Here is an 18,284-nt window from a genome sequence, read left to right on the forward strand (position 1 = left end):
ACGATCGACATGACCGCTCCAAAGAAGTCCAAGGACCAGCCCGCTCCCCGTATCAGCGTGATCGGCACCGGCTACCTCGGCGCCACGCACGCGGCCGCCATGGCCGAACTCGGATTCGACGTCGTCGGCGTCGACACCGACCCGCACAAGGTCGAGGAACTGAAGGAGGGACGCGCTCCCTTCTTCGAGCCCGGCCTGCCGGAACTCATCCGCCGGAACGTCGCCGCGGGCCGGTTGACCTTCACGACCGACCTGGCCGAGGCGGTGGCCGTCTCCGACGTGCACTTCATCTGCGTCGGGACGCCGCAGCAGTCCGGCTCGTTCGCCGCAAACCTCTCCTACGTGGAGGCGGCGGCGCGGGGGATCGCCGAGAACCTCACCCACGACGGCCTCATCGTCGGCAAGTCCACGGTCCCGGTCGGGACGGGAGCGCACCTGCGTGCGATCATCGCGGACGCCGCCCCCGAGGGGATCGGCGTGGAGCTCGTCTGGAACCCCGAGTTCCTGCGCGAGGGCAAGGCGGTGGATGACACCCTCTCGCCCGACCGTCTGGTCTTCGGCGGAACCTCTCCTGCGGCGGAGGCGACCCTTCGCCGCATTTACGAGAAGCCGATCGCCGAGGGCACTCCGGTGCTCGTCGCCGACCTGCCGACCGCGGAGCTCGTGAAGGTCAGCGCCAACGCGTTCCTCGCCACGAAGATCTCGTTCATCAACGCAATCGCCGAGGTGTGCGACGCGGCGGGAGCGGACGTCTCGCTGCTCGCGGACGCCCTCGGGCACGACGTGCGCATCGGCCGCCAGTTCCTGAATGCAGGACTCGGCTTCGGCGGCGGCTGCCTCCCGAAGGACATCCGGGCGCTCATGCACCGCTCGAACGAGCTCGGGGCGCACGCGGCGGTCGGCCTGCTCCAGCAGGTGGACGAGATCAACATGGGCCGTCGCCAGCGCGTGATCGACCTGGCCCTGCAGGCGCTCGGCGGCTCCGTGCTCAACCGCAGGATCGGCGTGCTGGGCGCAGCGTTCAAGCCGCACACGGACGACGTCCGTGACTCGCCGGCGCTGAACGTGGCCGCCGCGCTGCACCTACGCGGAGCGCAGGTCGTGGTCTACGACCCGCAGGCCCGCGCGACCGCCCAGAAGCTCTTCCCGACCCTCGGCTACGCGGACTCGATGGAGGAGGCGCTCACCGGCGCAGACCTCACGGTCGTGCTCACCGAGTGGGACGAGTTCACCACGGCCGACCCGGCCGCCGTCGGCGCCATCGTCCGCGGTCGCACCGTGATCGACGGCCGTAACTGCCTCGACGCAGGCGCGTGGAACCGCGCGGGCTGGAGCGTCCTCGCCATGGGCACCGTGCCAGAGGTCGCCCCGCTCGCCGACGACCTCGCGGCGCTCGCCGCGGTCCGCTAGCTCCATCCCCCTCCGCCGAGGTGCTCGTAGTTGCGCCGCCGCACGGCGTGTCGGCGACCACTACGAGCACCTCGGCATCCTGAAAAGAGGAGAAGAACGTGACCAGTTATGTGACCAAGGCCGTCATCCCGGCGGCAGGGCTCGGGACCCGGTTCCTTCCGGCCACCAAGGCCATGCCCAAGGAGATGCTGCCCGTCGTCGACAAGCCGGCCATCCAGTACGTCGTCGAGGAGGCCGTCACCTCCGGCCTGCACGACGTGCTGCTGATCACCGGCCGCAACAAGAACGCGCTCGAGAACCACTTCGACCGGAACGCCGAGCTGGAGGACGCCCTCGCCAAGAAGGGCGACATGGACCGCCTGCTCAAGGTGAGCTATTCCACGTCGCTCGCGGACATGCACTACGTCCGGCAGGGCGACCCGAAGGGTCTCGGCCATGCGGTGCTCCGCGCCAAGATGCACATCGGGCACGAGCCGTTCGCGGTGCTCCTCGGCGACGACATCATCGACGCCCGCGACCCGCTGCTGTCCAGGATGCTGGAGGTGCAGCACGCGCTCAACACCACGGTCGTCGCCCTGATGGAGGTGCCGCCGGAGTCCATCCACCTCTATGGCGCCGCCGCGGTGGTGGAGACCGACGATGACGACGTGGTGCGGATCACCGGCCTCGTCGAGAAGCCGAACCGCGAGAACGCGCCGTCGAACTATGCGGTCATCGGCCGGTACGTGCTGCGGCCGGAGATCTTCGACATCCTGGAGAAGACGGAGCCGGGCAAGGGCGGCGAGATCCAGTTGACGGATGCGCTGGAGGGCCTCGCAACGGCGCCGGCGTGGACCGGTGGCGTGCACGGCGTGATCTTCCGCGGCCGGCGCTATGACACCGGAGACCGGCTGGACTACCTGAAGGCGATCGTGCAGATGGCGGTCGCCCGGGAGGACCTCGGCCCCGAGCTGCTGCCCTGGCTGAAGGAGTTCGCGACGACCGCTGGCCCGGCGGAGACCGCGCCCATCCCGACGTTCCCGGCGCTGCCGACGGTCACACCTCAGCCGGTCGCCCCCGCGGCGAAGTCCAAGCCGGCGAAATCCGAGCCGGCGAAGCCCGGCCCAGCCAAGCCCGCCCCGGCGCTCGCGGAGCCGCCCGCCCGCGAGCTGCTCCCCACCGCAGGCGCCTGACCCGCCCCGCCCCAAGCTCTGGTGGTCCCGACACGCCGTTACTCCGACCCCCGTAACGGCGTGTTGGGACCACTAGACGTATGGCGTCAGTCCAGGCCGAGACGTTTCAGCGTGTGCTTGTCGTCGTGGCCGGCGTCGCTCTCGACCTCGTCGATGGCGATCGGGATGCTCGGCCCGACGGCCAGCCACACGAAGCCGTCGCGGTGCACCAGGGGCACCAGGTCGGTCGTCCCGTCGCGGAGCAGCGTTCGCACGCGCTTGAGCAGGGCGTAGCCCTCGGACGGCTTGGTCACGTACGTCTTGCGGCGGTAGTGGATGACGTGGGCGAGGGTCTTCGCGCTGAGCCCGGCGACCTCCGATTCGGGGATCGCCTCCGCGCTCGGCGCGCCGGTGGTTCGGGTGTCGGTCATGGAACGCACGGTACGCCGCCTGCGCTAGCGTCGACAGGTGCATCTGCCTGACGCCGCCACCCTCGACCGCCTCGCGGACCGCGGCTGGGTGGCCCTCGAGCGCGAACCCTTGCAGGGCTGGACGCTGCGCGCCTCGTCCGGCGTCACGAACCGCGCCAACTCGGTGCTCGCGTCCGGTCCCGTCGACGACGTGGAGACGGCAGTGGATGTCGCTGAGCGCTGGTACGCAGCGCGGTCGCTGCCCGCGGTGTTCCAGGTGACGTCCGCGTCCCCTCCCGCCCTCCCCGAGGTGCTCCGGCAGCGCGGCTACCGTGATCACTCGCTCACGGACGTCCTGGTGGCCGACCGCTCGACCGTCGCGGCGGAGTCTCAGGTGAAGGAGTCGCCGGCCGTGCGGATCACGGACCAGTTGGACGACGGCTGGCTCGACACCTGGTGGTCCGTCGACGGTCGCGGCGGAGCCGTCGAGCGCACCGTCGCCGCGCGCATCCTCACCGGCGGGCCGGCGCTCTACGCCGCTCACGGCGACCCCGCGGCTCCGGACGCGGTGGCCCGGCTGGCCCTGGTGGACGAGTGGGGAGGCCTGTTCGCCGTCGCCACGCGCCCGGCGGCCCGGCGGCGCGGCCTCGCCCGCGCGCTCGTTCAGGCACTGACCGCCGCATCCGGCGAGCACGGCATCCGCGGCCTGTGGCTGCAGGTGCTCGCCGGCAACGCCCCGGCGCACGCGCTCTACGCGTCCCTCGGCTTCCGCCCGGCCTCGCGCTACGCGTACTGGTCCCTCTAGGTCTGAGGTGCCGCCGTCTCCGGGCGGTAGGACGCCAGGAACGTCCCCGCGTACAGCGCGGCCGCTACCAGGAAGCCCGCGGCCATGACGTACGACGCCCAGTCGCTGCCGAAGCTGATCGTGAGCACGCCCGCGAGGAACGTGACCACGATCACGATCAGGCCCCAGAGCGCCAGCCGCTGGCCGACGTCGGCCGCGCGCGCGGCCAGCAGCACGCGGATGCTGACGACGACCAGACCGATCGCGATCAGGATGTGCAGGATCACGATGATGGTGTCGACGACGATGACGAAGGTGCTCTCCGGCTCGCCGATGAGGTTGGCTGCCATACCGAGCAGATACTGAACGGCGAGTGCGGCCAGCGCCTCCCGGGATCGGCGTCGGAGGTTCGCGGCGGGACTCACCGCGGCGGCGGGTGCAGACATGAGCGCTCCTCGAGGAGAGACGGCTAGTACGTGGGCGTCAGTCTGCCCGTTCGCACTCCGCTGCAACAGTCCCGTTCACTCCCCGAAGATGGCCCGCAACTGCTCGATGGGCGCCTTCGGGCGCCGGTCCTCGAAGACGAGCCCGTTGGTCTCCTGCCCCGTGTCGGCCAGCTGCGTGTAGCAGTAGCCGGCGAGGGGAGCGGAGGAGCGCACTGCGCCGACCAGGGCGCGCAGCCGCTCCACCAGGTCCTCCTGGCTGGTTGCGGTCGAGTAGCCCCACGCGTCCGCCGGCCCGTTCTCGGTGTAGGAGATGCCGCCGAATTCCGTCAGCATGATGGGCGCATCCACCCGCTGCTCCGCATCGACGATGAGCCGTCGGCCGGGCAGGGTGAAGGGGGCGCCGAGGATCCCTTCGCGCGTCGCGTACCGCTCGCGCACCCGCTCCGGGTCGTGGTCGTAGTCGTGGATCGAGAGGATGTCGGACGCCGCGTGCTCCCACCCGTCGTTCGAGATCACGGGCCGGCTCGGGTCCACCGTCTTCGTCAGGTGCACGAGCGCCTTCGCGTACGACACCATGCGCGGGTCGTGCGCGAGGTGCTGCACGCCCCAGCTCTCGTTGAGTGGCACCCAGGTGACGATCGAGGGATGCGACCGGTCGCGGTCGAGGATGGCCGACCACTCTGCCATGCTGCGCCGCACCGCCTCGGGGCTGAAGGCGTAGGCGGCTGGCGCCTCGCCCCAGACCAGGAGGCCCAGCTTGTCGGCCCAGAACAGGAAGCGCGGGTCCTCATATTTCTGGTGCAGCCGCGTCGCGTTGAAGCCCAGGTCGAGGATGAGCTGCGCCTCGGCGCGAAGGGCGTCCGGCCCGGGGGCGGCAGAGTGCGACTCCGGCCAGTAGCCCTGGTTCAGCACCGAGCGGAGGTAGAGGGGGCGGTCGTTGAGCAGGAAGCGGCCCCCTTCGACCGCTGCGGAGCGGAGGCCGAAGTACGACGCGACCACGTCGTCGGCGCCCTCGGGCCGGGAGAGCGTGACCGTCGCATCCAGCAGCGTGGGGTGCGCCGGCGACCAGAGCAATTCCTCGTAGGCCTGCCCGTTCGTCTGGCGGTGGATGCGGAAGGGCACCTCGAGCTCGCGCCCGGCGACCATCGTCTCGACGCTCGCGAGCGTGTCCGCTCCGAGCGCGACCGTGACGCGCACCGTCGTCCCGGCCGGAGCCGGGCGGCTCAGCCGGAGCAGTGCGGTGACCTCGCCGGCGGGGACGTCGGTGAGCCAGTGGAGCTGGACGATCCGGACGTCGGCGACGGCCTCCAGCCACACCGGCTGCCAGATGCCGGTCGTCCGGTGGTACCAGATCGAGTGCGGGTGGTGCCGCCAGTCCTGCTTGCCGCGCGGCTGGGCGACGTCGGCCGGGTCGTCCTCGGCGCGGACCGTGATCGAGAAGTCGCCGTCGCCGGCGAGGTCGGTGATGTCGAGGGAGAAGGGCGTCGAGCCGCCCTCGTGTGTTCCGGCCGAGCGCCCGTCGATCCACACCTCGCAGGAGTGGTCGACGGCGCCGAAGTTGAGGACCAGGCGCTCGCCGCCGGGCACCTCGTCACGGAGGACGGTGCGCTGGTACCAGACGACGGAATGGAAGCCCGTGTCGCCGACGCCGGAGGCCTCCGACTCGAACGGGAACGGCACGTGGATGACACCGGTCAGCGACGCGGACCGCTCCCAGTGCTCGCGGCGGCCGCGGTCGTCGTCGTCGAACGCGAACGACCATGGACCGGACAGGTCGAGCCAGTCGGCCCGGACGAGCTGCGGTCGCGGGTAGCGACCCTCCTGGGCGGTGGCCGCATCCACGCGGCGTTCCTCGGTGAGCATCCACTTAGCATGCACGATCCGTGCAGCGCTGTAAAGTCAGTTCGGCGCTCAGGAAATGGCGGGTGCGCTCTCCCGCGCGACCAGTGAGAACGGCGCGAACTCGTGCCGGCCCATCCCGTCGAAGCCGGCGATGCGCTCGAGCAGCATCTCGACGGCTCGAGACGCGAGGCCGCGCATGTCCGGAGCGACCGAGGTGAGCGACGGGTAAGTGACCGCCGTCATCGGCGTGTTGTCCCATCCCGTCACCGCCACGTCGTCCGGCACGTGGATGCCGCGCTCCTGCAGCGCCCGCAGCGCGCCGATCGCGGCCAGGTCGTCGCGGCAGACGAGGCCGTCGAAGCGCAAGCCCGCGTCGAGGGCGGCGCCGACGGCACGCACCGCGTTGCCGGCCGAGACGGCGACGCTCGAGATCATCAGCTCGGGCTCCGGGGTGAGGCCCGCGTCCTCCAGCGCCTGCTGGTAGCCGGCGATGCGCAGCTTCGAGGTGCGGGTCGGCCGCGACGTCTCGTGCCCGGCGAACGCGATGCGGCGGCGGCCCTGGGCCAGGAGGTGCTCGGTCGCGGTGCGCGCCGCCTCCACGTTGTCGATCATGATGCGGTCGACCGTGAGCGGCGCAGCGTTCTCACCCAGCACGACGAGAGGGATGTCGGTGCGTGTCTGCGCCAACTCGGACGAGTTCATGACGCTCGGCTGGAAGATCATGCCGTCGACGAGCCCCGACTCACCGGCGGAGACGACCGCCCGCTCGCCCTCGATGGTGCCCTCGGTCTGCTCCAGCAGCACGCGGTAGCCGCGGCGCTCGGCCTCGTCGGCGACCACCCGGGCGAGTTCCGCGAAGTACGGCAGGGTCACGTCGGCGAAGGCCAGCGCGAGGAGGCCGGTGCGACCGGTCGCCAGGCGGCGGCCCATCACGTTCGGGCGGTAGCCGAGTTCGTCGATCGCGCGCTGCACACGCTCGCGCATCGCCGGGCTGACGTGGGCGTAATTGCGGACGACGTTCGAGACGGTCTTCATCGACACGCCGGCGTGCTCCGCCACATCCTGGAGCCTGACAGCCATCGTGCCTCCTTCCGCGTCATCGGGTCGTTGCTCGCTGGGTCACTCTACAGCGAGCGATCCAATGAAGACATTGTGAGGTTGACACACCTTGTTCAGCGCTGTAAATTCGCCAAGCACGCCGAGTGTACCGGCTCTAGCACCACCGATCACGCTGCCGCCCCGACGGAAGGGCTGCGTGAAAGGCTCACTCAAGGGAGAGATCACATGAAGAAGCGATTCGCAGCACGCGCGATCGCCGTGGCGGTCACCGCGGGCCTCGGGCTCGCTCTGACGGCCTGCGGAAGCAGCGCCGGGTCGGGAGGGGCGGAAGTCTCCTCCGGCGACTACACCGGACCGAAGGTCAACATCAGCTTCTGGAACGGCTGGACGGGCGGCGCCGCCCCCGTGCTCGTGCCGAAGCTCGTCGACAAGTTCAACGCCGAGCACAAGAACATCGTCGTCAAGGACGTGCCGATGGAGTGGGCAGACATCGCCCGCAAGATGCCGCTCGCGGTCAAGGCCGGCAAGGGACCAGATGTCGCGGTCGGACACGGCGACGACATCGCCACCTACGCAGCCCAGGGCCTCGTGCTCAAGGCGGACAGCATCGTGAAGTCGCTCGGCTACAAGGCCAGCGACTTCCCGGAGGGGCTGCTCGACGCCGGCAAGTACAACGGCGGCCAGTACGCCGTGCCGTGGAGCGTCACCCCGCTCGGCCTGTACGTCAACAAGGACGTGCTGCAGGCGGCGGGCGTCGACCCCAGCTCCATCCCGCAGGACAAGGAGTCCTACCTGGCCGCGCTCGACAAGCTGAAGGCCGCGGGCGTCCAGGGCGAATGGGTCGACGGCTACGTCTTCACCGGCACCTTCGAGTTCGAGAGCCTGCTCTGGCAGTACGGCGGCGACCTCTTCAACAAGGACGTCAGCAAGGCGACCTTCAACTCCGACGCCGGCGTGAAGGCGCTGACCTGGATGACGGACCTGATCAAGAAGGGCTACAGCCCGGCCGACGTCGCCCAGGACGGCAACATCAACGCCCTGATCGCAGGCAAGACGGCGTTCAACTGGAACGGTGTCTGGCAGACCACGAACACCGCCTTCGACAAGCTGAAGTGGCAGGCCGTGGCCGTGCCGCAGATCGGCGACCAGAAGGCCGTCTGGTCGAGCTCCACCCACTGGATGTTCATGAACAACAAGGGCCAGGACAAGAACAAGACCGCCGCTGCGGCCACGTTCGTGAAGTGGATGAACGACAACTCGGCCGACTGGCCGCAGACCGGTGAGCTCCCTGCCAAGAACTCGGTTCGCAACGACCCGAAGCTGGTGCAGGACTACCCGAACCTGAAGCCGTTCCTCGACGAGCTGAAGTACGCCCACTACGAGCCGATCGCGGCGGGCATCACCACGGTGGAGGCCACCATCACCACTGCGGTGAACGAAGCCATCACCGGCAAGAAGACGCCGAAGCAGGCGCTGGACGACGCAGCAGCGAAGGCCGACACCCTGCTGAAGCAGAACAAAGAGAAGTACGGTGACTGAAACCGCTTCGATCGTGGTGCCCCGGGAAGCCGGGGCACCACGCCCGCTTCGTTCCGGGCGCTCCACCAAGCGGCCGGGCGGGCGCCGCCGCACCGGGACCGCCTACATCTTCCTGGCGCCGTTCCTGGTGCTCTTCCTGGTCTTCGTGCTGGGCCCGGCCATCTTCGGCCTGTGGATCAGCCTGACCAACTGGAGCCCGTTCCGGGTCAACCAGTCCTTCATCGGCCTGAAGAACTACATCGACCTCTTCACGCCCGGCTCCGCCACCTCCGGCGACTTCTGGCAGTCGATGGCCGCGACCGGCATCTTCACCCTTGCGAGCGTGCCGTTCCTGCTGATCATCCCGCTGCTGATCGCCGTGCTCCTGAACCAGCGGATCCGTGCTGGATCGTTCTTCCGCGGCGTCTTCTTCGCGCCGTACGTGCTCGGCGTCGCCGTCATCGGCGTGATCTGGAAGTACCTGCTCGACACGCAGTCGGGCATCGTGAACCACGTGCTCGGGATGTTCGGCCTGCCGGACAACATCCCGTGGACCGTCGACGTGCCGTGGGCGTGGGTCACCCTCGCCGGCGTGACCGTCTGGTGGACCATGGGCTTCAACACCGTGATCATCCTCGCCGGCCTCAAGGGCATCAGCACCGACCTGTACGAGGCGGCGGCGCTCGACGGCGCCGGCGCGGTCCGCCAGTTCATCAGCGTCACGCTGCCGGGGCTGCGTCAGGTCATGACCTTCGTCATCACCATCACGATCTTGGCGAGCGCCAACATGTTCGGGCAGTCCTTCATCATCACGAAGGGCGGGCCGGGCAACCAGACGCGCACGGCGATCATGTACATCGCCGATCAGGGTCTCTCGCAGAACAACATGGCCGCGGCGTCGGCGATGAGTTACGTGCTCTTCGCGTTCCTGGCGATCATCAGCATCATCAACTTCCGGCTCCAGCGGGAGCGGGCAGAGAAGAGCTCCTCATGACGACGACCGTCCCCGAGAAGACCGACACGACGCAGCCCGCGCCTGTCCGCGCCCGGCGCAAGCAGACACCGCAGGCGGCACTGCGCAAGAGCGTGCTGTACGCCGTGCTGATCGTGCTGGCGCTGGTCGTCATCCTGCCGCTGCTGTGGATCCTGATGACGTCGTTCAAGACCGACGGCGACGCGATCCGCAACCCGTACTCGGCGATCCCCAACCCGTTCTCGATCGAGGCGTACACCACGCTGTCGAGCGGGCAGCAGCCGGTGTTCCGCTGGTTCCTGAACAGCCTGGCGGCTGCGGCGCTGCAGACGGTGCTCATCCTGGTCACCGCCTCGATGGCGGCGTACGCCCTCGCGCGCCTGGAGTTCTGGGGCAAGCGGATCGTCTTCGGCCTGATCGTGGCTACCCTCCTCGTCCCGCCGGTGATCTTCCTCATCCCGAACTACCTGATCGTGCAGAACCTCGGCTGGCTCGACACCATCTGGGCGATCACCATCCCTGGGGCTGCGAGCGCGTTCGGCGTGTTCTTCCTGCGCCAGTTCTTCATCGGGCTCCCTCCGGAGATCGAGGAGGCGGCGCGGATCGACGGCGCGGGGGACTGGCGGATCTTCCTGCAGCTCGTCCTGCCACTGGCGCGGCCGGCGCTGGCCACCCTCGCCGTCCTGAGCTTCCTCGCGAACTGGAACGATTTCCTCTGGCCGGTGTACGTGCTGCTCAGCCCGGAGAACCTGACGCTGCAGCCCGGTCTGTCGCAGCTGCAGGGCGCGTACTCCACCCACTACGCGATCGTGATGGCCGGCGCTGTGATCGCGTCGATCCCCGTCCTCATCCTGTTCTTCTTCGCGCAGAAGCAGATCGTCGAGAGCGTGGCCACCAGCGGGGTCAAGGGGTGAGGATGCGCCGAGCCGCCGTCGCGGCGGTCGCGTTCGTGCTCGCCGCCGGCCTCAGCGGATGCTCGCAGGGCTCGCCGTCGAGCACGGAGTCGTCGCCCTCAATCGCCCCGTTCCAGATCGACGGCGACTTCCCCGATCCCGGCGCCCTCGTGGTCGGCGACCGCGTCTTCGCCTACGGGACGAACACTCCGTCGGTCAACGTCCAGGTCGCGACGACCGACGACATGAAGACGTGGAAGCTGAGCGATAAGGATGCGCTTCCCGAGCTCCCGTCGTGGGCTGCGCCGGGCAAGACCTGGGCGCCCGGACCGGCGAAGCTCGCCGACGGCCGGTTCGCGCTGTACTTCACCGCGTCGGACACCGCCAGCAAGTACCAGTGCATCGGCGTCGCGTTCGCGGACAAGCCGGAGGGGCCGTTCGTTTCCTCCGCCGACAAGCCGCTGGTCTGCCCGGTGGACCAGGGCGGCGCGATCGACGCGAGCGTGACAACGGATGAGAAGGGCCAGCCGTATCTCGTCTGGAAGAACGACGGCAACTGCTGCGGCTACGACACCTGGATCTACACGCAGCCTCTGGCGGCCGACGGCGCCTCCCTCAGTGGAGAGCCGACCCGGCTCATCAAGCAGACCGAGTCGTGGGAGGGTCACCTCGTCGAGGCGCCCGTGATCGTCCGCCACGACGACGAGTTCGTACTCCTGTACTCGGCGAACGACTACGCGAACTCCTCCTACGTGACCGGCGTCGCCACGGCGAAGAGCCTGCTCGGTCCGTATACGAAGGCGAAGAAGCCGCTGCTCTCCACGCCCGGTTCGAAGGGGAAGTACCTCGGCCCCGGCGGCGAGGATCTGGTCAGCTTCCACGGCAAGGACTGGATGCTGTTCCACTCCTGGGACGAGGCGTTCGCATACCGCGGCATGCACGCCGTCCCCGTGACCTGGCGCAACGGCCTCCCGGAGCTGTCGTCGTGACGGACACCGCCGTGACCGATGCCGCGGTGCGCGTGACCCGGCACTGGGGCCCGGTGTGGCCGGGCTACTTCGCCGACCCGTTCGTTCTGCGTCTCTCCGACGGCGGGTACGTCGCCTACGGCACGCACCCCGGGAGCGAGGGCGACCGCGTCTTCGAGGCGCTGGTGTCGCCCGACCTGACCGAGTGGACGAGCGCCGGCCCAGTGCTCGAGCGCGTCGCGGACACCCTCGGCGACGACTACTGGGCGCCCGAGGTGGCGGAGGCCGCCGGGGCGTTCTGGATGTACTACTCGGTCGGCCGGGGCATCGAGGGCCACCACTTGCGGGTCGCCCGCTCGGACTCGCCGACCGGGCCGTTCCGCGACCTCGGCGTCGACCTGACGCCCGACGAGCTGTTCGCCATCGACGCGCATCCGTTCCGGGATGCGGACGGCCGCTGGTACCTCTTCTTCGCCCGCGACGTCCTCGACCATGAGCGGCCGGGAACCCACCTGGCCGTCGCTCCGCTCGACCCGGGAATGGCCTCGCTCGCCGGACCGCCCGTCCCGGTGCTCGCGCCGAACGCCGACTGGCAGCTGTACGAGCGCGACCGCCTCATCCACGGGCGCCGCTTCGACTGGCACACGCTGGAGGGTCCCGCGGTGGTGCTGCGTGACGGGCGCTACTGGCTGACCTACTCCGGCGGCGCATGGACGGGCCCCGGGTATGCGGTGGGCGTCGCGACCGCAGAGCACGTGCTCGGCCCGTGGTCACACCTCGAGCAGCCGGCCCTCCTCCGCAGCGGCGGGGACCTGCGCGGTCCCGGCCACAATTCCCTCACCGTGGCGCCGGACGGCACCGACATCATCGCGTTCCACTCCTGGAACGCCGACGCGACGGCGCGGCAGCTGCACCTGGGTTCGCTGCGCATCCATCAGCCCTGAATGCATCCCTTGAAAGGAATGAGCATGAACGACGACGTTCCCCGGGTCACCCCGGCGATGCCGGACACCACCGGGCTCGACCCCGAGATCCGGGATGCCGTGACCGCCCTCTACACCGACGGCACCCTCGGCAAGAAGGCGGCCTTCAGCCCTGAGTGGGCCGACCGGCTCCGCGAGGACATCGAGGTCGCGTTCGATGAGGCGCTGCAGCGTCCAGGAGGCGCCGTCGGTCGCGGCACCAAGCGCTACTACGTCGAGATCCACCCCGAGCAGATGCGTGGCTGGCTGGAGCTCGTCGACCATCCCTGGGTGCGCGGCGTCTGCGAGGCCGTGCTCGGTCCCGAATACCAGATCATCGAACTCGGCTTCGATGTGCCCGGACCCGGCGCGAAGGACCAGCCGTGGCACCGCGACTTCCCGATGCCGGAGGAGACGAAGCAGACCGGCCGGCTCACCTCGCTCGCGTTCAACCTGACCGCGGTGGACACCGAGGAGGACATGGGTCCGTTCGAAATCGCGCCGGGCACCCAGTGGGACCTGCCTGTCGGGTTCGAGCACGAGATGTTCCCGGACGCCTCCCTCTACCCCCGGTTCATCGAGCGGGCGCAACGGAAGTACCCGCAGCGCGGCGACATCTCGGTGCGGTCGGCCCTGACGGTGCACCACGGCACGCAGAACACGTCGCAGAAGTCGCGTCCCGTCCTGGTGCTCGGAGTGGATGCGCCCGGCGCCGGAAACGCCGAGCACCACGACATGGCGGTGACCCACGAGTTCTACGACACCCTGCCGGAGCGCGTGAAGCGCCACCTGGTCTGCCCGGTCGTGGATGAACTGACCCCGATCACGCAGAAGCACACCATCGAGGGCCTCATGATGGGCGACGCGTAGGGCGACTCTTTACCGTCCAGTTGCGAGTCTGTAGTCAAACGCAGCCCTCGAATGGCGGGAGGTATTCCGCCCGCCAATTCGCGTCATAACCCGTAGAAGGCAGCGTCTACCTAAGCAGAGCGTCGCTTGCTTGCGGCGTTCATGCAACAGGAAGGGCTGCCGTGAAAGCAACGAAGAAGTTGAGGGCCGTCTCGGTGTGCGCGGCGGTCGTCGGCATGTGCGTTATCGGTGGAACGTTGACGGGATTCTCTGCCGACGCGGAGACGGTAAACGCCACCGACGCTGTCGCTGCGGTGCAGCGGGTCGCGCCGGAGGCGATATCGGATCTCGCGAAGACGACCTCGGACACGGATACCGCGGCGCAGGCTTCCGTGTCGGGTGTGGAGGTGTCGGTGCCGAAGGACGCATCCGACGGTGTCCAGGTATCGGGTGGGGCAGAGTTGACGATCGGGCTTCCGTTCGCAGACCAGGCAAGCACTGCGGCCGACTCTCAGAAGACCGGCGTTCTCGTGTACGACAACAACAACGGTTCCTCGACCGTGCCGGTGACGCACACTGACGGAACGCTGCAGATCAGCACGGTGATCGAGAACGCGAGCGCTCCCAAGCGGTACGACTACCCGATGAGCGTGCCCGAGGGAGCATCGCTCACGCAGGACGCAAACGGGACCGTTGCCGTGGTTACAGCGGACGGTTCGCCGCTGAGCGTCTTTGGCGAGGCGTGGGCGAAGGATGCCAACGGGAAGGCCGTACCCACGCACTACGAGGTGCACGGAAACACGCTGACCCAGGTGGTGGAATTCAGCCAGACGACCGCTTTCCCTGTGGTTGCCGACCCGTCCACCGGTGTCTACTCGTACATCTGTATCCTTCAGAACGGAAGCAGCTACGTAATTGCCGCCGGTACGCCGCTCAACAACTGCAAAGGCAGCTACCTGAAGAAGTACATCAACGGGGCGGTGGTCCAGTCAATCCCGCTGACCGGCTACGGATACCCGGCGAATCCAAAGGCCTTCGGAACTCTTGACTGCTACATTGCGATCGGTTACGCCGCTACATCTATCTACGGACCAGGTGTGATCGTGCGGGCGCTGGCTGGGACTATCGGTTACGTTATCTCTTCGGGCCTGCCGAATATCACCGCGTGTAGGGGCTGAATGTCGATCAGTGATCATCTGCCCAGAGGCGGGAAGATAGCCAAATGAGCACCGCTCCTGATTACCCCCGTTGGGTCCGTTTCGCTGTGGGCAAGCCTCGTATTTGGAACGGCGTCGTATGGTGCGTCGTCGCCGTTGTTTGGGCTGGATACGGCGTTGTCATGGGGCTGAGTGGACCGGCTGGTGCCTGGCCGTTCGTTCTGGCTGTCATGTCGGCAGTATTCGGGGCGTCGATGCTCGTGGTGGCTACGCGGGATCGACGTCGAAGGCACGGCCGCTACTCGCCACCGAAGACCAGCTAGAAGTCACGGCGTCGCCATCGGCCGTGCGTTCGCCGTTAAACCACGATGCCGGGCTGTGGGAAGACTAGGGTTTCTTCCTACGGCCCGGCATACGTTTCGGGGTTACGGTAGATGGATATTCGGGTTCCTCCACCGCTCTTTGAGACTACACGAAGAAGTGCTTTCGTGTAGGTCATTTGGAGGACATTTTTGTACCCCGGTCTGCCCCCAGTTTGAGGGGCATGCGGGGTACGGCGTCCGTCAGGCGTTCAGTTCCTGCACGAGCGCGGCCACGAAGGCGTCGATGTCGTCCTCCGTGGTGTCGAAGGCGCACATCCAGCGCACCTCATTGTTCGCGGCATCCCAGTCGTAGAAGCGGAAGTGCTGCCGCAGCCGGTCGGCGACGCCCGACGGGAGCGTCGCGAAGACACCGTTCGCCTGGGTCTTCTGGCTGAATCCGACGCCCTGGATGCTGCCGTCGGCGATCCGCTGCTCGAGCGCCGTGCGGAGGCGCGTGGCCATCGCGTTCGCGTGCGACGCCGACCGCAGGTACAGGTCGTCCGTCAGCAGCGCGATGAGCTGCGCCGAGATGAAGCGCATCTTCGAGGCGAGCTGCATGTTCAGCTTCCGCAGGAACACCAGCCCCTCCGACGCCTCCGGGTTCAGGACCACGACCGCCTCGCCGTAGAGCATCCCGTTCTTCGTGCCGCCGAAGCTGAGCACGTCGACGCCGGCGTCCGTGGTGAAGGCACGCAGCGGCACACCGAGGGTCGCGGCGGCGTTCGAGATGCGCGAGCCGTCCATGTGGAGCTTCATGCCCCGGGCGTGCACGTGGTCGGCGATCGCGCGGATCTCCTCCACGGTGTACGCGGTACCGAGCTCGGTGGTCTGCGTGATCGAGACCACGAGCGGCTGTGCCCGGTGCTCGTCGCCCCAGCCCCACGCCTCGCGGTCGATCAGCTCGGGCGTCAGCTTGCCGTCCGGCGTCTCCACCTGCAGCAGCTTGATGCCGGCGACCTTCTCGGGCGCACCGGCCTCGTCGGTGTTGATGTGCGCGGTCTTGGCACAGACGACGGCACCCCAGCGCGGGAGCATCGACTGCAGTCCGACCACGTTGGCGCCCGTCCCGTTGAACACCGGGTAGACCTCGACGCCCTCGCCGAAGTGCTCGGCGAACACCTCGTGCAGGCGAGCGGTGTACACGTCCTCGCCGTAGGCGATCTGGTGGCCACTGTTCGCGGCCGCGATGGCGTCGAGGATCTCGGGATGCACACCCGCGTAGTTGTCGGAGGCGAAGCCGCGGAGGTTCAAGTCGTGGAGTTGAAGCGTCACCCGTCCATCCTCTCAGGCGCCAGGCCCTCCTTTGGAGCAAGCGGGATGCGTCGGCCGTCGATCTCGGCGGCGTCCTGCTCCCACAGGCGCACGACCTCTTCCCCGAGCCGCGACTCGAGGCCCTCCAGGGACTTCACCACGAACACGGTCGCCGCCGATTGCGGAGCCTGCTTCGTGAAGCCCTGTGCGATCGCGCGCACCCAGGCGTCGGCCGCGGCCTTCGCCGCCGCGTAGTTCGCGCCGCCCGGGTAGGGCCGGTCCACTGCGGTGGAGGAGACGATCGCCAGACGGCCGGCGGGGGAGGCGACCAGGTCGTCGTAGAAGATCCGGCTGGTGTTGCGGAGGGTGCGGAAGCCGCGTTCGAGGAACTCCCAGTCCTCGTCGCTCTGGCCGGCGATCCCGCCGCCGCCCCGCCATCCTCCGACGAGGTGGATGAGGCCGTCGACGTGCCCGAAGGTGACGTGGATGCGCATCGCCAGCTCGGTCACCGCATCCCGGTCCGCCAGGTCGCAGATGCGGGTCTCGACGCCGGGGACCGCCGTAGCGAGCGCGTCGAGCGCCTCCTGGCGGGTGCCGACGGCCAGCACCGTCGCCCCGGCCGCGACGAGGGCGCGCGCGACGGCCTCGCCTGCGGCGCTGGTCGCACCGGCGATGAGCACGAGTCGTCCGGCCGCGCCCGACGGCCCGGACTCCGAAGAGGTCCGGGCCGCCGAGTGCGCCGTGGAGGCGTCGGTCATGCCGCGCCCGCGGGCGCCGCGTCCGTGGTGCCCGTGATGCCGGCCGTCGACTCGATGACGGCGGTCATCTTCTTGTTCAGCGCCTCGTAGAACATCGACAGCGGGAACTCGTCGTCCAGCACCTGGTCGGTGTAGCCCTTCGGCGCGCCGGAGAGCACCTCGTCCGACAGTCCGCGCGCCCAGTTGGAGGCCGGGTGCGGGGTCAGTGTGCGGGTGAGCATCTCGTAGGCGGCCAGCCAGTGCGCCACCTTCGGCCGGTCGATCGAACGCCAGTACAGGTCGTTGATCTGGTCGCTGAGAGCGATGACCACCTCGGGCACGTTCTCCCAGTCGATGGTGAGCTGCGTGTCCGTCCAGTGCAGAACGTCGTGCTGGTGCATCCACGCGAACAGCAGCTGGCCGCCGAGTCCGTCGTAGTTGCGCACGCGGCTGCCGGTGATCGCGAACCGGAAGATCCGGTCGAAGATCACCGCGTACTGCACCAGGTGCGCGTGGTCGCGGATGGCGCGCTGCGCCTCCGAGAGTTCCGCATCCGGCAGAGCGCTCAGCTCACGCTCGAGCTTCACCGACTCGCGGAACGCGGTCAGATCGCACCGCAGCTCCTCCAACGAGTAGAGGAAGAACGGCATCCGCTGCTTGATCATGAACGGGTCGAACGGCAGGTCGCCGCGCATGTGGCTGCGGTCGTGGATGATGTCCCACATCACGAAGGTCTCCTCCGTGAGGTGCTGGTCGTCGAGCATCGCGGCGGCGTCCGCCGGCAGCTCCAGCTTGGTGATCTCCGCGGCCGCCCGGACGACGCGCCGGTAGCGCGCGGCCTCGCGGTCCTGGAAGATCGCGCCCCAGGTGAAGGACGGGATCTCGCGCATCGCGACGGTCTCGGGAAACAGCACCGCCGAGTTGGTGTCGTACCCGGGGGTGAAGTCGACGAATCGGAGCGCGACGAACAGCTTGTTGCCGTAGTCGCCGGCCTCCAACTCCGCGATGAACTCCGGCCAGATGACCTCGACCAGCACCGCCTCGACGAAGCGGTTCGAGCTGCCGTTCTGCGTGTACATCGGGAAGACGACCAGGTGACCGAGCCCATCCACGCGGTGCTGCTGCGGCTGGAACTCGTTCAGGGCGTCGAGGAAGTCGGGAACGCCGAAGCCCTCGTCCGCCCAGCGGGCGAAGTCGCGCTGCAGAGCGGCCAGGTAGGACGCGTCGTGCGGGAACGCCGGTGCGAGTGCGGCGATCGAGTCGACGATGGTGCGGACGTGCTCGGCGGCTGCCGGACGATCGGACTCCTGCTCGATCGAGCCGTCCTTGACCTGCAGCGCCTGCAGGGCGACGGCCGCGTCCTTGAGCCGGAGCCAGGCCGGGTCGTTCGCGACCTCACGGACCGGGCGGCCGTCCTCAACGACCTCGGGCTCCCCGACAATGGCGTCTGAAGTGAAGTTCTGGACGAATTGAGACATGACGAACCTCCCGTCGTTGGTCGGCCGCTCGCAC

17 protein-coding genes are annotated in these 18,284 nt (G+C 68.6%); 10 read left to right on the forward strand and 7 right to left on the reverse strand.

The genetic code is table 11. The features are described 5' to 3' along the window. Positions 1–9: 9 nt before the first annotated feature. Positions 10–1,410: a UDP-glucose dehydrogenase family protein gene (locus AB4Z18_RS00680; protein WP_441780778.1), complete on the forward strand. Its 1,401-nt coding sequence runs from the start codon at positions 10–12 to the stop codon at positions 1,408–1,410. 98 nt (positions 1,411–1,508) lie between these two features. Beyond that, entirely contained in the window at positions 1,509–2,582 is a 1,074-nt protein-coding gene (galU, locus tag AB4Z18_RS00685; protein WP_441780779.1) for a UTP--glucose-1-phosphate uridylyltransferase GalU, read from the forward strand. A gap of 86 nt (positions 2,583–2,668) precedes the next feature. Here the strand turns inward: galU and AB4Z18_RS00690 are convergent, their stop codons facing one another. After that, positions 2,669–2,992 carry a hypothetical protein gene (locus tag AB4Z18_RS00690; protein WP_441780780.1) on the reverse strand — a complete coding sequence of 108 codons (324 nt, stop codon included), beginning with the start codon at positions 2,990–2,992 and terminating at the stop codon, positions 2,669–2,671. A gap of 37 nt (positions 2,993–3,029) precedes the next feature. On the opposite strand from AB4Z18_RS00690, the gene AB4Z18_RS00695 reads away from it, so the two are divergent. Beyond that, positions 3,030–3,776 carry a GNAT family N-acetyltransferase gene (locus AB4Z18_RS00695; protein WP_441780781.1) on the forward strand — a complete coding sequence of 249 codons (747 nt, stop codon included), beginning with the start codon at positions 3,030–3,032 and terminating at the stop codon, positions 3,774–3,776. Here the strand turns inward: AB4Z18_RS00695 and AB4Z18_RS00700 are convergent. From AB4Z18_RS00700 to AB4Z18_RS00710, 3 genes are all read right to left on the reverse strand, one after another. Further along, positions 3,773–4,201, reverse strand: a complete 429-nt coding sequence (locus AB4Z18_RS00700) for a hypothetical protein (protein ID WP_441780782.1) — start codon at positions 4,199–4,201, stop codon at positions 3,773–3,775. The genes AB4Z18_RS00695 and AB4Z18_RS00700 overlap by 4 nt on opposite strands. A gap of 75 nt (positions 4,202–4,276) precedes the next feature. Next, entirely contained in the window at positions 4,277–6,064 is a 1,788-nt protein-coding gene (locus AB4Z18_RS00705) for a glycoside hydrolase family 2 protein (RefSeq protein ID WP_441780783.1), read from the reverse strand. 48 nt (positions 6,065–6,112) lie between these two features. Next, entirely contained in the window at positions 6,113–7,123 is a 1,011-nt protein-coding gene (locus tag AB4Z18_RS00710) for a LacI family DNA-binding transcriptional regulator (protein ID WP_441780784.1), read from the reverse strand. 204 nt (positions 7,124–7,327) lie between these two features. On the opposite strand from AB4Z18_RS00710, the gene AB4Z18_RS00715 reads away from it, so the two are divergent. The 7 genes from AB4Z18_RS00715 (at position 7,328) to AB4Z18_RS00745 (ending at position 14,443) form a co-directional block, all read left to right on the forward strand. Next, a complete protein-coding gene (locus AB4Z18_RS00715; protein ID WP_441780785.1) occupies positions 7,328–8,641 on the forward strand; it encodes an ABC transporter substrate-binding protein in 1,314 nt (437 codons plus the stop codon). Further along, positions 8,634–9,614, forward strand: coding sequence for a carbohydrate ABC transporter permease (locus AB4Z18_RS00720; protein WP_441780786.1), 981 nt, complete (start codon positions 8,634–8,636; stop codon positions 9,612–9,614). Before AB4Z18_RS00715 ends, AB4Z18_RS00720 begins: the two co-directional genes overlap by 8 nt. Continuing rightward, positions 9,611–10,507: a carbohydrate ABC transporter permease gene (locus tag AB4Z18_RS00725; RefSeq protein WP_441780787.1), complete on the forward strand. Its 897-nt coding sequence runs from the start codon at positions 9,611–9,613 to the stop codon at positions 10,505–10,507. Before AB4Z18_RS00720 ends, AB4Z18_RS00725 begins: the two co-directional genes overlap by 4 nt. A 2-nt stretch (positions 10,508–10,509) precedes the next feature. After that, complete coding sequence (locus tag AB4Z18_RS00730; RefSeq protein ID WP_441780788.1) at positions 10,510–11,475, forward strand: glycoside hydrolase family 43 protein; 966 nt, start codon at positions 10,510–10,512, stop codon at positions 11,473–11,475. Further along, positions 11,472–12,398: a glycoside hydrolase family 43 protein gene (locus tag AB4Z18_RS00735; protein ID WP_441780789.1), complete on the forward strand. Its 927-nt coding sequence runs from the start codon at positions 11,472–11,474 to the stop codon at positions 12,396–12,398. Before AB4Z18_RS00730 ends, AB4Z18_RS00735 begins: the two co-directional genes overlap by 4 nt. Before the next feature lie 24 nt (positions 12,399–12,422). Next, entirely contained in the window at positions 12,423–13,286 is an 864-nt protein-coding gene (locus AB4Z18_RS00740) for a phytanoyl-CoA dioxygenase family protein (RefSeq protein WP_441780790.1), read from the forward strand. Positions 13,287–13,447: 161 nt separating this feature from the next. Next, complete coding sequence (locus AB4Z18_RS00745; RefSeq protein ID WP_441780791.1) at positions 13,448–14,443, forward strand: hypothetical protein; 996 nt, start codon at positions 13,448–13,450, stop codon at positions 14,441–14,443. Between the two features lie 542 nt (positions 14,444–14,985). Here AB4Z18_RS00745 and AB4Z18_RS00750 read toward each other — a convergent pair. The 3 genes from AB4Z18_RS00750 to AB4Z18_RS00760 are packed head-to-tail and all read right to left on the reverse strand — an operon-like array spanning position 14,986 to position 18,250. Continuing rightward, positions 14,986–16,056 (reverse strand): threonine aldolase family protein, encoded by a 1,071-nt coding sequence (locus tag AB4Z18_RS00750; protein ID WP_441780792.1) that lies wholly within the window; start codon positions 16,054–16,056, stop codon positions 14,986–14,988. After that, complete coding sequence (locus tag AB4Z18_RS00755) at positions 16,053–16,793, reverse strand: SDR family oxidoreductase (RefSeq protein ID WP_441780793.1); 741 nt, start codon at positions 16,791–16,793, stop codon at positions 16,053–16,055. The genes AB4Z18_RS00750 and AB4Z18_RS00755 overlap by 4 nt, the downstream gene beginning before the upstream one ends. Then, the gene (locus AB4Z18_RS00760; protein WP_441780794.1) at positions 16,790–18,250 is read right to left on the reverse strand and encodes a DUF6421 family protein; all 1,461 of its coding nucleotides are present in this window, start codon (positions 18,248–18,250) and stop codon (positions 16,790–16,792) included. Before AB4Z18_RS00760 ends, AB4Z18_RS00755 begins: the two co-directional genes overlap by 4 nt. Positions 18,251–18,284: the final 34 nt, after the last annotated feature.

Origin of the sequence: Leifsonia sp. 2TAF2 (assembly GCF_052115085.1) — a bacterium.
In the GTDB taxonomy this organism is placed as follows: domain Bacteria; phylum Actinomycetota; class Actinomycetes; order Actinomycetales; family Microbacteriaceae; genus Leifsonia.